Raw genomic sequence first — 14,068 nt, 5'->3', positions numbered from 1 at the left:
TTAAGAAATGAAGTTATATTATATGCCCTTAGGGGCGTATGGAACGAATTGTTACATTGTGCATAATGAAGCAGATAATACGTGCCTTGTAACTGATCCAGGTGACGAAGGAGAAAAGTTAAAAGAAATTCTAGATAGTCACGAATTTAAGGTGCAAGGTATTCTATTAACTCATGGGCACAGTGATCATATTGGGGCTGTAAAAACGTTGGTGGATGCGTACCATGTGCCAGTATATATTCACGAAGGCGATGCGGAATGTTTGACGAATCCAACGGTGAATTTGAGTGCTCATTCTGGTCGCTATATTACAGCAGAAGTAGATGATGTACGCTATGTAAAAGAGGGCGATACGATTTCCTTAGGTGACACTACCTTTACTGTGATTGAAACACCAGGTCATACACCAGGTGGAGTATGTTATTACACAGAGGGAACTTTACTGGCAGGGGATACCTTGTTCCAAGGGTCAATAGGCAGGACGGATTTTCCTAATGGAGATTTTGACGTATTAAGTAAGGGGATTAAAGAAAAGCTATATACATTGCCAGAAGATACAAAGGTCTATCCTGGACATGGACCAGAAACAACAATTGGCGATGAAAAGCAATTTAATCCATTTGTACGGTAGGTGATAGGATGGGAGATAAATCTATACAATATTGGCTACGCTGTATTTTACTGATTTTAGCGAGTATAGGTCTAACGATTGCATTACCGGTAGTGATTCCCTTAGTGATTGCTATTATTTTAACCTTGCTCTTATGGCCTTGGGTAAATATGACGCAACAATATATTCGAAAGTATTGGAAACAATGCCCACGATGGTTAGCTATTATTCCATCTTTCGTGGTAGTGGCGCTCGTATCTACCGTGTTGGTTCGATATGTGATGGTACCAGTAATTAGTGAATTAACAAAATTATTAATTAACTTACCATATGTATTAGACCAATTTGTAGAAGTGGTAAAAGGATTACAAGGTATCGATGGTGAAAGTATCATACCACATCAATTTGAAGGTGTGATTAACTCAACTTTAGTTACGATTGGTAATTATGGAGTGGATTTAGCACAACGTGGTGTGCTTGCTATCGTGTCCTTTGCTAGTACCTTATTACAATTATTGTTAGTACCGATTTTAACATTTTATTTACTGAAAGATGGACGTAGTATTAAACGGGCTATATTAAATATTTTTTCTAGCCCTACTTCAGCTCATTTGGAAGACGTAGTAAATGATATTATTCGTACTTTAGGAGGATATTTACGGGGACAATTACTATTAGCAAGTAATATGTTTTGCCTTACATTTATCGTATGCTATTGCTACGATTTGCCGTATCCTCTTGTATTAGCAGTATTAGCGGGTATCGCGGAGTGGATTCCTATTATTGGACCATTTATTAGTGCAGCGCCAGCCATTATTTTAGCCGCTGTTATTAGTGGTCCTCTAGCCGTAAAAGTTGCCATTACATATGGGATCTTGCAAGTGCTAGATGGACAAATAATTATGCCTAAGATTATGGGGCATGTTATTAATCTTCCCCCATTAGTTATTATTACAGCCATTTTTGTGGGAGGCTATTTCTTTGGGATGATCGGTATGATGACTGCCGTACCATTGACAGCTGTAGCACAAATTATAGCAAAACGGTTGTGGTATTTTAATAAATATTATAGTTTACAGAAAGAGGAACATCATGGATAAAGCAATGGAAGTACAAGCAACAATGGAAAAATTAAAAGAGCGTATTAAAGATAAAAAATATAAATTAACAACACAACGTCAAATTATCTTACAAACGTTCATTGAAGCAGAAGAAAAGCACTTAAGTGCAGAAGATGTGTATATTTTAGTGAAAAAGAACAATCCAGATATTGGTTTAGCTACGATTTACCGTACATTGGACTTATTCACTGAGTTAGACTTAGTAAAACGTTTGGATTTTGGTGATGGTCGTAATCGCTATGAATTAAATAGCGATGAATTATCTCATTTCCATCATCATTTGATTTGTGTTAAGTGTGGCTGCGTCAAAGAATTTGAAGATGATATGTTGGAAACATTAGAATCCATTATCGCTAAAAAATTGAACTTCCATACCACAGACCATCAATTAAAAGTATACGGTTTCTGTGGCGAATGTCATGAAAAGGCAAAACAAGCAGAATCTGAAAAAGAACATGCATAATACATATAGCTATGAAGGACCTATGGAGTTAGGTTCTGTCATAGCTCATCAATGTGGTGCAGTGGGATTGTTTTCATCGAAAGACAACCCTGACTTTATTATATATGTATCGGATATTAGAAAATCTAGCGTTGGTTCTTATATACAAGATCCATTTCTTAACGAGTATAGGCAAAATGAGTCTGCTCCGAGTGTGTTAGTACAATCTGGTGATATTACCAGTGAACTAGAGGCAGAAACTGATGGTACACAGTTGGTAGTACAGTTGTTTTGCCATACTAGAGTACAAGAAGAGCTATTGGAGACTGGTATACAGAGACCATCAGAGTTATATGCAGACTATCTTCATATATGGTCTATTTCTGGAAAAGATACTGTGGAAGGTCGGAAACTGATAGGCAGAGAAGTCTTATCAGAGCTTAGACGTATAATGGGTGTGAGGACTAGTTTATGGGGCACTTTAGTAGGCGTACGGCCTACAAAGTTGACCCATAAACTATGGGACTCCTTAGGTGATTTAGAGAAGGTTCGGCAAGAACTGGAAAGTACCCATAGTATTAGCCATGTGAAGTGGAAATTATTAGAGCAGGTGGCAGTACTGGAACGCCCGTATGTAGCACATGTACAACAATCTCCTAAGGAGATTAGTTTGTATAGTGGTATTCCTTTCTGTGAAACTCATTGTACCTATTGTTCCTTTCCGTATGGACTGATTCAAAACTATGGAAAGGTACAAGACTTTGTGGATGTCTATCATCGTGATATAGAACATATGAAAAGACTTGTTAAAACACATAGTTTAGAGGTACAATCGTTATACATGGGTGGAGGAACTCCAACAAGTTTAGGAGATGGAGACTTTCACCATATTGTGCATGCATTGGGAGATGTGATTCCAAAGGGCCGTGAATTTACTGTAGAAGCGGGGCGTCCTGACTCATTGAATGCTAATAAGGTTCAATCTATTGTAGATGCGGGTGTTACTAGGATTAGCTTGAACCCCCAAACGATGCAGGATGATTTGTTGCGTATCATTGGCCGTGGTCATAGCGTTGCAGAATTTTTATCTATCTATGAGTATGTGGAGAGTCACACAAATTGTTCTATCAATATGGATTTTATTGCAGGATTACCACGTCAAACAGTAAAAAATATGGAAGAGAATGTGCAATACATTGAGCAGTTACGTCCTCATAATGTAACTGTCCATACATTAGCGTTGAAAAAAGGTAGTCCTTTATATGGGAGTAGCTTTGCCAAAGAGATTCCTTCTGAGGATATGGTCCAAACTATGTTAGATGAAACCCATGAAGCATTATTGCAATTAGGATATATACCATACTATATGTATCGTCAACAATACATGGTGGGGCAAATGGAGAACATTGGCTACACCTTGCCAAACTATGAAAGCATTTATAATATACAAATGATAGAAGAACGTCAGTCCATACTTTCCATAGGACCAGGTAGTGTCTCTAAATGGATAGATGGTGCTGATTTTAGGCAACAAAAACAATACATGCCGAAAGATGTAGATACGTATATTCAAGATATACAACGACTATTAGAGAAACGCGATTTACTAAGTAATGAACATTGGAGGGACAGCTAGTGGCTATTCAAAAACCAAGAGGGACACAAGATTTATTGCCGAGTGTTCTTGGAAATTGGTACTATATTGAAAATACCATTCGTCGATTATGTAAGACCTATGGATTTGAAGAAGTTCGTACGCCTATGTTTGAAGAAACAGGCTTATTTTTACGCGGTATTGGGGAAACTACAGATATCGTACAAAAAGAAATGTATTCCTTTCCTACAGGAGATAAAAAAGATCAATCCTATACATTGCGTCCAGAAGGAACGGCATCTGCAGTACGGGCTTATTTAGAAAATAAAATTTATGGACAAGAATCGATTACAAAGTGGTTCTATATTGGCCCTATGTTCCGTCACGATAAGCCGCAAGCTGGTCGCTATCGTCAATTCCATCAATTTGGGGTAGAATTATTGGGTACACAAGCTCCAAGTGCTGATGCGGAATGTATTTCTTTGGTGTTGCAATTATTGCGTGACCTAGGTTTAAAAGATTTGAATGTAGAAGTAAACTCTGTAGGTTGTCCAACGTGTCGCCCTGCGTATAGAGAAAAATTAATTGCTTTCTTTGAACCAAAAAAAGAAGAACTATGTGAACTGTGTCAAAGCCGCTTATACAAGAATCCATTGCGTATCCTTGATTGTAAAGAAGAAAAGTGCCAACAATTGGCAGTAGGGGTTCCGGAGTTAAGTGATAATTTATGTGAAGAGTGTCAAGATCATTTCCATCATGTGAAAGAATACTTAACAGCAGCTGGCGAGAAATTCAGTTTAAATCCACGCTTGGTTCGCGGTTTAGACTATTACACGAAAACTGCTTTTGAAGTACAGTACACTCCATTGGGGTCTCAAAGTGCTGTTGCTGGTGGTGGTCGTTATGATGGTCTAGTAGAAGAACTAGATGGACCACATACACCTGCGGTAGGCTTTGCGATGGGTATGGAACGGTTATTGTTGGCTCTAGAAAAACAAGGTTTGTTGCCAGAACGAGAACAAGAAGACTCTGTCTTCGTAGTGGCATTAGGAGAAATGGCACAAAAAGAGGCTTTCAGAATTACAAATACCTTGCGTAATGCCTATGTAAAAGCAGAAATGGAAGGTTCTGGTAAATCTATGAAGAGCCAAATGAAGTATGCTAACAAAATTAACGCAAAATATGTTATTATAATTGGTGATAATGAATTAGCTGAAGGTAAGGTCATCTTAAAATATATGGATACATCTGAACAAGAAACAGTATCCTTAGCTGAGATTACAAACCGTATAACTGAGTTAGTGAAAGGAAATTAGAATGGAAACTATGAAAGGTTTACACCGTACACATCATTGTGGAACTATCGGTGCAGAACAAGTAGGAACAGAAGTGGTTCTTTGCGGTTGGGTAGAGCGCCGTCGTGATCATGGTGGATTGATTTTTATTGATTTACGTGACCGCTCTGGGGTTGTGCAAATCGTGGCATCTCCTGATCATAATATGGAATCCTTCCATAAAGCAGAAGATGTACGTAATGAATATGTATTGTGTGTACGCGGTACAATTACAGAACGTGATGCAGCGGCTGTGAATCCTAATTTACCAACTGGTAAATATGAAATGTATTGTGAAGAGTTACGTGTATTGAATGCAGCGAAAACACCTCCATTCTATATTCAAGACAATATCGATGTAGATGAAAATATTCGTTTAAAATATCGCTATTTAGATCTTCGCCGTCCAGAAATGCAAGCAAACTTGATCTTGCGTCATAAAGTGACAAAAGCGATGCGCGATTTCTTTGACAACAATGGTTTCTTGGAAATTGAAACACCAATGTTGACAAAAAGTACACCAGAAGGAGCTCGTGACTACTTAGTTCCATCTCGTGTAAATCCTGGTACATTCTATGCATTGCCACAATCTCCACAAATTTTCAAACAAATTTTGATGGTTGCTGGCTATGAAAGATATTTCCAAATTGCTCGTTGTTTCCGTGATGAAGATTTACGTGCAGACCGTCAACCTGAATTTACACAATTGGACATCGAAATGAGCTTCATGAACCAAGAGCAAATCTTGAACATGCAAGAGCAAATGATTGCCCATGTATTTAAAGCGGCACAAGATGTGGAAATTCCATTACCAATGCCTCGTATGACTTGGGATGATGCAATGAATCAATATGGTTCTGATAAACCGGATATCCGTTTTGATATGAAGTTTACAGATGTAACTGACTGTGTGCAAGATACTGAGTTCAAAGTATTCCGCTCCGTTATCGACAACGGTGGTCAAGTAAAAGGTATCGTCGTAAAAGGCTATGCTGGCATTCCTCGTCGTGAATTAGATGATTTGACAAACTTCGTAGGCATCTACGGTGCCAAAGGTTTGGCTTGGGCTTGCTTCAATGAAGACGGCACGATTAAATCTCAAATTATGAAATTCTTAGGTGAAGATACTGTTCGTAACATTGGTGCAAAAATGAACGCAGACCCAGGTGACTTGGTATTAATGATTGCGGATAAACCAGCTGTAGTTGCGAAAGCTCTTGGCGAATTACGTCTTGAAATGGGTAAACGCCGTGGATTAATTGATGAAAACAAATTGGCCTTCTTGTGGGTAACTGATTTCCCTATGTTTGAATACGACGAAGAAGATAAACGCTTTGTGGCAATGCATCATCCGTTCACATCTCCACGTGAAGAGGATATGGACTTGTTAGCCACAGATCCAGGTGCTGTGAAAGCCATCGCTTACGACATGGTATTGAATGGTGTGGAAATCGGTGGTGGTTCCATCCGTATTTACCAATCTGATGTACAAGAAAAAGTATTCAATGCGATCGGCTTAAGCACAGAAGAAAGTCGTTCTAAATTTGGCTTTATGTTAGATGCCTTTGAATACGGTGCTCCTCCACATGGTGGTTGTGCTTTCGGTTTAGACCGTTTGGTGATGTTGATGGCGAAACGTCAATCCATCCGTGACGTGATTGCATTCCCTAAAACACAAAGTGCATCTGATTTGATGAGCCAAGCTCCATCTGAGGTAGCGCCAAAACAATTGCGTGAATTACATATCAAAACAGATGTGGCAAAAGAAAAATTAGTATAATTGAATTTGTCCAATAGAAAATTGATATACTTTTAAGGAAAGGGACGGTGTATTTCTTCTTGAAATGACCGTTCCTTTCTGTTATACTATGAGTAAAGAAATTCCTGCTATGTGCGTGTTATATCGCAGTTTTGAGCCAACATTTTAACTTAGGGATTCTCACTCTTGTAAGGGCGCTCTGCCTCTACGAGGACTGTAATCTTACAAGGAGGAAACCCACCTGCCCTTGCAGGATCAAAACACGGTATGGATACGGCATAGTGGGGCCTTTATAACCGCCTTATGGTGGTTTATTTTTTTTGCATTAATAAGAACATATAGACTATATAACTGGATGCATGTATAATAATGTACAGATAATATTTGTTGTAACATCAGGTTTCTACAAGTTTGTTGCTCAACGTGATTTTGTAAACTATACAGGAATTGTTCTATACGGCTACTAAGAAGGAAGCTCGGGCATCAACTATGTATAAGTATATATATGTACTACTGCATGCACGGTAGTAGTTATCAATATATGATGGTAAATATAGGGAGGTGTAAGGATGAATTTGTTTGAGAATATGGAACCAGTAGATCCATTTGAACCCTTGGCGGTCCGCATGCGACCACGTTCATTGGACCATTTCTTTGGACAAGAACAAGTAGTAGGGCCTGGAACATTTCTTCGCTCTATGATTGAAGAAGATAAGGTACCCTCTTTATTGCTATATGGGCCATCTGGAACAGGTAAGACTACGTTAGCCAAAATCATTTCGGAGCTAACTAGTAGTCGTTTTGTTATGCTTAATGCGACCAATGTGGGGATTGGTGAACTTCGAAGCACTATTGAAGAAGCGATGCGTATTCGTACATCTTTACACCAGAGGACAATTTTATTCTTAGATGAAATTCATCGCTTCAATAAAAGTCAGCAAGATGTATTGTTGCCTTCAGTGGAAAGTGGTCAAATCATTTTAATTGGTGCCACCACAGAGAATCCTTTCTTTGAAGTGAATCGACCTCTTTTATCTCGATTGCGCTTGCTTACTCTAGAGCGATTAGATGCTACGGCATTAGTGGCTATCTTACGTCGTGCTTTAACAGATGAAGAGTATGGTCTAGGTAAGAAAGCGCTGATTGTGACAGACGATCTATTAGAGGATATAGGCCGCTTTGTAGATGGAGATGCCCGTATGGCTCTAAATATTTTGGAGCAAGTGGGAGCTATGGTTCGATCTGGTGGAGAAATTACTATAGAAATTATAGAAAAAGTACTTGGTCGACGAGTGTATCGGTATGATAAGAAGGGGAATAATCACTATGATGTAATTTCTGCTTTCATTAAAAGTATGCGTGGATCTGATCCAGATGCGGTGCTATATTATTTAGCTCGTATGATTGAGGCAGGAGAGGATCCTGTATTTATTGCTAGACGCATCGTTATTTGTGCGGCAGAAGATGTAGGACTAGCAGATCCACAAGCCTTGGTAGTGGCAAATGCAGCGGCTCAAGCATCCCATATGGTGGGCCTACCAGAGGCGCGCATTATATTATCAGAGGCTGCTGTATATGTAGCTTTAGCACCTAAGAGCAATAGTGCCTACCTAGGAATTGATGCAGCTATCCATACGGTGCGCCATAAGGAGCAAGGTGAGGTGCCGAAACATTTACGAGATGCTCATTATGGAGGGGCTAAACAATTAGGACATGGAGTTGGCTATCGCTATGCACAGGATTATCCCAATGGTTATGTGGAGCAACAGTATTTACCAGATACCTTAGTAGGTGAGACATTCTATACCCCTTTAGAACGGGGTTGTGAAGGGGAAATTGTGAAAGCTTGGAAAACACGTAAAGGATAAGGTTATTTTCTTGTGAGAAGGCTCAGCTTTGAGAATATTCGATATACTTTCATAGGTGAAAATGGTATAATAAAGTGCTAAGGTATATGATAGAAACAGAGTTTTGGAGTGGAAGATGGCAGAGGAAAAGAAAGGTAAGGCCCCAAGAAGGGGACAAAAGATACAATCGAAACGTTCTACGCCTCTTAAAGAAGATAAACGAGGTAGCACTAGGGGAACTAAAGCAGAGCCTAAGGGAATTCGCACTGAGGTGAAAGGCTTACTTCTCATGTGTTTTGCTATATTAGCACTTGTAGGTATGGCCGGCATTGAACTGGGAGCCTTAGGAAGTATTATCAGTGGTATTTTCTCTTATGGTTTTGGCCTAGGTGGTTGGGTTGTAGCTATATGGGTTCTATACAATGGCTGGTGCTGGCTTTATAAAGGGGCATTGGCATCAATTACAAGAAAAGGATTGCTATATACAGCGTTATTACTAGTTGTATTAGTGCAACTGGTACTGTGGAATGTCGATAATGGAGATGAATTAGGAACTACAACATTAGCAAATAATGGCGGTGTACTAGGTGGTTTATTAGGAGTCTTTTTAAGAAATTTATTAGGGAATATTGGCGGCATTTTAGTGACATCCATTCTTGGCCTTGCTTGTGTATTGGGGATTACCAAATTATCCCTCCGTGAAGGCTTGCATAAAGCGAAGGATAAGGCTAGTGTGGGGCTTGAAATAGCGCAAGAAAAAGCAACAGAAACAGCTAGTGCCATTCGTGAACAAGTACATGAATGGCGTGAAGAACGTCGTAAGGCCTATGATCGTGAAAAAGACACTAGGTATCCTAAAATAGAAGAGGATACGTTAGATATAGAATTGGAAACTGATGTTGATGTAATTGCCGAAAAAACTGGTGCTGAATCTACTGAAAAAGCAATTGAGGAAGTTCAGAGAACACAGGTATCAAACCTAGAAGAAACGGTAAACCCCACACCAGAGGAAGAAGTAATCGCTTCCAATGCACAGATGGAAGCAGATTTTACTGAAATGGAAGAATATGATACTACACATAACCATATTCTAGAGCCAGAACTACTTGAAGATGAGATAGTGACTAGTACTTCTATGGTGGAGGTACTAGAGGATTCTCCAGTGGTAGATCGAGCAGAGGAACCTATCACAGACGATGCTTCTTTGCAGGATATAGGGGAAGATAGGGAGACCACAGATGTGGACGAAGAGTCTTATGTACCAGAAGAGTCTATAAATTTAGAACCTATAAAACCTCCATCATTTTTGCAAACTACTAATTATGTAGGATCCTTGGTAGAAGTACCAACCATTGAAACTACGAAAGAAGATATTGCAGCAGTAGCTGTGAACACGGATGGTGTGGCGCGTCCTAGGACGATAGAAAAGCCTTATCAATATCCTCCGTTGACGATGCTTTCACAGGGAAAATCCAATCCTGTGACCACTGAAGAAGTGGCTCATAATGCAGTCTTACTAGAAGAAACATTAGATAATTTTGGTATTACAGCAAAAGTGGTGAATGCCACTCAAGGTCCAACGGTAACACGTTATGAATTAGAACCTGCGAAAGGGACAAAAGTAAGCCGAATTATGGGTTTACAAGATGATTTAAAAATGAGCTTGGCAGCCGTTGATATTCGTATGGAAGCACCTATACCAGGAAAGTCTGCAGTAGGCATTGAAATTCCTAATAAAAATGTGTCTGCAGTTCATTTACGAGATGTATTGGACTGTGAAGAGTTCCAACAAGCGAGTGGTGGTATTCCGGTAGGACTTGGTAAAGATATTGCAGACATGCCGGTTATTACGGACTTGGCTAAAATGCCACATCTATTGGTGGCTGGATCCACGGGGTCTGGTAAATCTGTTTGTGTCAATACATTGATCTCTAGCATCTTGTTTAGTCGTAAGCCAGATGAAGTGAAACTGATTTTGGTGGACCCTAAAATGGTAGAGTTATCCGTGTATAATGGTATTCCACACTTGATGTTGCCAGTGGTAACAGATATGAATAAAGCAGCTGCTGTATTACGATGGGCAGTTCGTGAAATGGATGCCCGCTATATGACATTAGCCACAGCAGGCGTGCGTAATGTGGCTAGCTATAATAAGCAAAATCCAACCAAATCGATGCCTCTCATTTTAATTATTATCGATGAGTTAGCTGATTTGATGATGACTAATCCAGATGTGGAAGAATCCATTGACCGATTAGCAGCAAAAGCACGTGCCGCAGGGATTCATATGGTATTGGCAACGCAACGTCCATCGGTGGATGTGATTACAGGCAAAATTAAAGCCAATGTGCCGAGTCGTATTGCTTTCACAGTGGCTACTCAAATTGATTCTCGCACTATTCTGGACCAAGCAGGAGCAGAACGCCTATTAGGTCGTGGGGATATGTTATTTAATCCTATAGGAGCGAATAAACCAATTCGTATCCAAGGGGCCTTCATTTCTGATGAAGAAGTGGAAGAATTGATTGCTTTTGTCAAAGGACAAGGTCAGCCAGAATATGATGAAGTGATGATGGCAGAAACAGATAAAGGTGCTGAAAGTTCTGATGCCGTTGGCAGTGATGAGGAACAAGATGAATTGTTGGAACGAGCTGTACAAATTGTACTAGAACAACGTAGTGCGTCAGCCTCTATTTTGCAACGTAGATTGCGAGTTGGTTTTTCTAGAGCCGGTCGTTTAATTGATACCATGCAAGATATGAAAATTATTGGTCCTCCTACGAATAGTAGTAAAGGTCGCGATATTTTAATGGGAGAAGATCAAATTAGAGAACTATATTTCCCAAATTTTACAGTAGATTAGAGTAGTGTGCCATTTGCGTTATGTAGATGGCACCTATATGTATAGGAGGTTCTATGGCATCGATTGGCGAGGAACTTAGACGTGAGCGTCAACGACGCGGTTTAACATTAGAACAAATTGAAGATGTATTACATATAAAAGTAGCTTACCTACACGCCTTGGAGCATGATGAGTTTAGTCGTATTCCAGGTAGTGTGTACACCAAAGGGTTCATTAAAAACTATAGTGAACTACTGGGCTTAGATAGTCGTCGATTGGTGGATACTTTTAAAAATAGAATGGGTGAATCCTTGACGATTCCCAAACGCAGAATGGTATCAAAAGAACAAGAGAAGGCTGATGCCTTTCGAGAACAGGAATTGATTGAGGCGCCGAAACAACGGTTAACCTATGAAAGTCGCAAGGCAAAGCGACAAAAAACGATGATGATAGAACGATTTGTAGTAGGTGGTATTTTGCTGCTGATTATTCTATTTTTAGGTTGGCTATTTTTCGTGTAATACAGTATAAGGAATACAATGAAAGAACAATATTTAATTACTACAAAAGCAGAAATGGACGAACGAGGGTGGGCTGAACTTGATTTTGTCATTATCAGCGGAGATGCCTATGTGGATCATCCTTCCTTCGCGCCTACTGTAATTGGTAGATTATTAGAGTCCTATGGATATCGAGTCGGTATCATAGCTCAGCCAGACTGGAACGATGTGAATGCCTTTAAGGTTTTGGGAAAGCCTCGATTGGCATCCTTAGTGACAGCAGGTAATTTAGACAGTATGCTCAATAAATTTACAGCAGCTAAGAAACATCGCCGTGATGATGGGTATTCTCCAGGTGGTGAATCTGGGCGACGCCCAGACCGAGCTACGGTGGTGTATGCGAATCGTATGCGAGAGGCTTTTAAAGGGGTTCCTGTTGTTATTGGCGGCATTGAAGCCAGTTTGCGACGATTTGCCCATTATGATTATTGGTCCGATACAGTGCGCCGCTCTATTTTGATGGATAGTAAGGCAGATGTCCTTATCTATGGTATGGGAGAAAAGCAAATTCGTGAAATCGCCGAAGCCTTAGATAAAGACCAATTACAAAAACGATTACCTGCCATCAAAGGGATTTGTTATGTTGCCAACACCGTGCCAGAGAATGCTATTGAATGCCCATCTTACGAAGCTATATCAGCAGACAAAGAAATCTTTGCTAAAGCCTTTAAAATGCAATTTGATGAGCAAGATCCATACTATGGGAAAACAGTGGCGCAAGGGCATGGTAATCGGTATATAGTACAGAATAGTCCAGCCTTACCATTAACACAGGAAGAAATGGATCATGTCTATAGTTTACCCTATACGAGAAAATGGCATCCTATGTATGATGCGGCTGGTGGAGTACCTGCCTTAGCAGAAGTACAGTTCAGTATTACTAGCCATCGTGGTTGTTTTGGTAGTTGTTCTTTCTGTGCTATTACAAGCCATCAAGGGCGAATTATTCAAAATCGTAGTCATCAGTCGATCTTAGATGAGGCTCACCGTATGACAACTATGGATGGATTTAAAGGATATATTCATGATGTAGGAGGTCCTACGGCAAATTTCCGTCATGTTGCTTGCGATAAACAGTTGAAAGTAGGCGCTTGTAAGGGGAAAACATGTGCTGCGCCCAAAGCATGTCCTCAGTTAAATACGAATCATGATGACTATGTGAGCATTTTGCGAAAAGTACGTAATGTAAAAGGCGTAAAAAAAGTGTTTGTTCGATCGGGGCTCCGATATGACTATGTATTGGACGATAATAACAAAGACTTCGTTCGAGAATTGTGCGAACATCACGTGAGTGGTCAATTAAAAGTTGCCCCTGAACATGTATCCGAGCATGTAACGACCATCATGGGGAAAGCCAATAAAAGTTACTTCTTAAAATTTAAATCTTGGTTTGATGAGGCGAATCGTAAATTAGGTAAACAACAATTTTTGGTGCCTTATTTTATGAGTTCGCATCCAGGCTGTACATTAGAAGATGCTATTGAATTGGCAGAATTTTTGCGAGATCAAAATATGACTCCAGAACAGGTGCAAGATTTTATTCCTACTCCAGGTAGCTTATCGACTGCCATGTATTACACAGGAATCAATCCCCTTACAGGTGAGCCTGTGTATGTAGCTAAAAAAGGCAGAGATAAAGCTATGCAACGAGCCTTGATGCAATATAAACGAGAAGATAATTATGAATTAGTAAAAGAAGCCTTAATCAAAGCAAATCGCAGAGATTTAATCGGTTTTGGACCATTATGCTTGATTCCTCCGCGATGTATCAAACGGAATGCACCAAAATCTGATAATACTAGAACTTCAGTTAAGGGTGGAGTGAAACCAACAGGTAGAGGAAAAGGGCCTGTGCAAGGGGAAGGACGTACAAATAGTGGTTCTAAAATTGGTATAGGAAATCGAAAAAATAAAGGTATGAAAAAAAGGAATTTTGGTTAGGTATCTCTAATAGGTAAA

10 protein-coding genes and 1 other RNA gene are annotated in these 14,068 nt (G+C 39.7%); all 11 read left to right on the top strand.

Annotated features, from left to right (window positions below; genetic code table 11):
- Positions 1-7: 7 nt before the first annotated feature.
- The 11 genes from EO113_RS04160 (at position 8) to EO113_RS04110 (ending at position 14,050) form a co-directional block, all read left to right on the top strand.
- The gene (locus EO113_RS04160) at positions 8-631 is read left to right on the top strand and encodes an MBL fold metallo-hydrolase (RefSeq protein ID WP_127010219.1); all 624 of its coding nucleotides are present in this window, start codon (positions 8-10) and stop codon (positions 629-631) included.
- Between the two features lie 8 nt (positions 632-639).
- Positions 640-1,710, top strand: a complete 1,071-nt coding sequence (locus EO113_RS04155) for an AI-2E family transporter (protein ID WP_126940559.1) — start codon at positions 640-642, stop codon at positions 1,708-1,710.
- On the top strand, positions 1,703-2,194 hold the full coding sequence (locus EO113_RS04150; protein ID WP_009352981.1) for a Fur family transcriptional regulator: 492 nt from the start codon (positions 1,703-1,705) through the stop codon (positions 2,192-2,194). Before EO113_RS04155 ends, EO113_RS04150 begins: the two co-directional genes overlap by 8 nt.
- Positions 2,187-3,809, top strand: a complete 1,623-nt coding sequence (hemZ, locus tag EO113_RS04145) for a coproporphyrinogen dehydrogenase HemZ (RefSeq protein ID WP_240633661.1) — start codon at positions 2,187-2,189, stop codon at positions 3,807-3,809. Before EO113_RS04150 ends, hemZ begins: the two co-directional genes overlap by 8 nt.
- A complete protein-coding gene (gene hisS, locus EO113_RS04140; RefSeq protein ID WP_127135629.1) occupies positions 3,809-5,083 on the top strand; it encodes a histidine--tRNA ligase in 1,275 nt (424 codons plus the stop codon). The genes hemZ and hisS overlap by 1 nt, the downstream gene beginning before the upstream one ends.
- A 1-nt stretch (position 5,084) precedes the next feature.
- Positions 5,085-6,881, top strand: coding sequence for an aspartate--tRNA ligase (gene aspS / locus EO113_RS04135; protein ID WP_127135628.1), 1,797 nt, complete (start codon positions 5,085-5,087; stop codon positions 6,879-6,881).
- A gap of 98 nt (positions 6,882-6,979) precedes the next feature.
- A non-coding RNA gene (gene ssrS / locus EO113_RS04130) (6S RNA) lies at positions 6,980-7,152 on the top strand.
- A gap of 277 nt (positions 7,153-7,429) precedes the next feature.
- Positions 7,430-8,728: a replication-associated recombination protein A gene (locus EO113_RS04125; protein ID WP_127135627.1), complete on the top strand. Its 1,299-nt coding sequence runs from the start codon at positions 7,430-7,432 to the stop codon at positions 8,726-8,728.
- A gap of 115 nt (positions 8,729-8,843) precedes the next feature.
- Entirely contained in the window at positions 8,844-11,570 is a 2,727-nt protein-coding gene (locus EO113_RS04120; protein WP_127135626.1) for a DNA translocase FtsK, read from the top strand.
- A gap of 53 nt (positions 11,571-11,623) precedes the next feature.
- Positions 11,624-12,070 carry a helix-turn-helix transcriptional regulator gene (locus EO113_RS04115; RefSeq protein WP_062400958.1) on the top strand — a complete coding sequence of 149 codons (447 nt, stop codon included), beginning with the start codon at positions 11,624-11,626 and terminating at the stop codon, positions 12,068-12,070.
- A gap of 18 nt (positions 12,071-12,088) precedes the next feature.
- Entirely contained in the window at positions 12,089-14,050 is a 1,962-nt protein-coding gene (locus EO113_RS04110; RefSeq protein WP_127135625.1) for a YgiQ family radical SAM protein, read from the top strand.
- Positions 14,051-14,068: the final 18 nt, after the last annotated feature.

Origin of the sequence: Veillonella sp. 3913 (genome assembly GCF_003992235.1) — a bacterium.
GTDB lineage: Bacteria > Bacillota > Negativicutes > Veillonellales > Veillonellaceae > F0422.
This window is presented reverse-complemented; position numbering and strand designations above follow the sequence as displayed.

Coding starts and splice junctions, on each gene's coding strand:
- EO113_RS04160 (WP_127010219.1), top strand. CDS start 8: ATGAAGTTATATTATATGCCCTTAGGGGCGTATGGAACGAATTGTTAC.
- EO113_RS04155 (WP_126940559.1), top strand. CDS start 640: ATGGGAGATAAATCTATACAATATTGGCTACGCTGTATTTTACTGATT.
- EO113_RS04150 (WP_009352981.1), top strand. CDS start 1,703: ATGGATAAAGCAATGGAAGTACAAGCAACAATGGAAAAATTAAAAGAG.
- hemZ (WP_240633661.1), top strand. CDS start 2,187: ATGCATAATACATATAGCTATGAAGGACCTATGGAGTTAGGTTCTGTC.
- aspS (WP_127135628.1), top strand. CDS start 5,085: ATGGAAACTATGAAAGGTTTACACCGTACACATCATTGTGGAACTATC.
- EO113_RS04125 (WP_127135627.1), top strand. CDS start 7,430: ATGAATTTGTTTGAGAATATGGAACCAGTAGATCCATTTGAACCCTTG.
- EO113_RS04120 (WP_127135626.1), top strand. CDS start 8,844: ATGGCAGAGGAAAAGAAAGGTAAGGCCCCAAGAAGGGGACAAAAGATA.
- EO113_RS04115 (WP_062400958.1), top strand. CDS start 11,624: ATGGCATCGATTGGCGAGGAACTTAGACGTGAGCGTCAACGACGCGGT.
- EO113_RS04110 (WP_127135625.1), top strand. CDS start 12,089: ATGAAAGAACAATATTTAATTACTACAAAAGCAGAAATGGACGAACGA.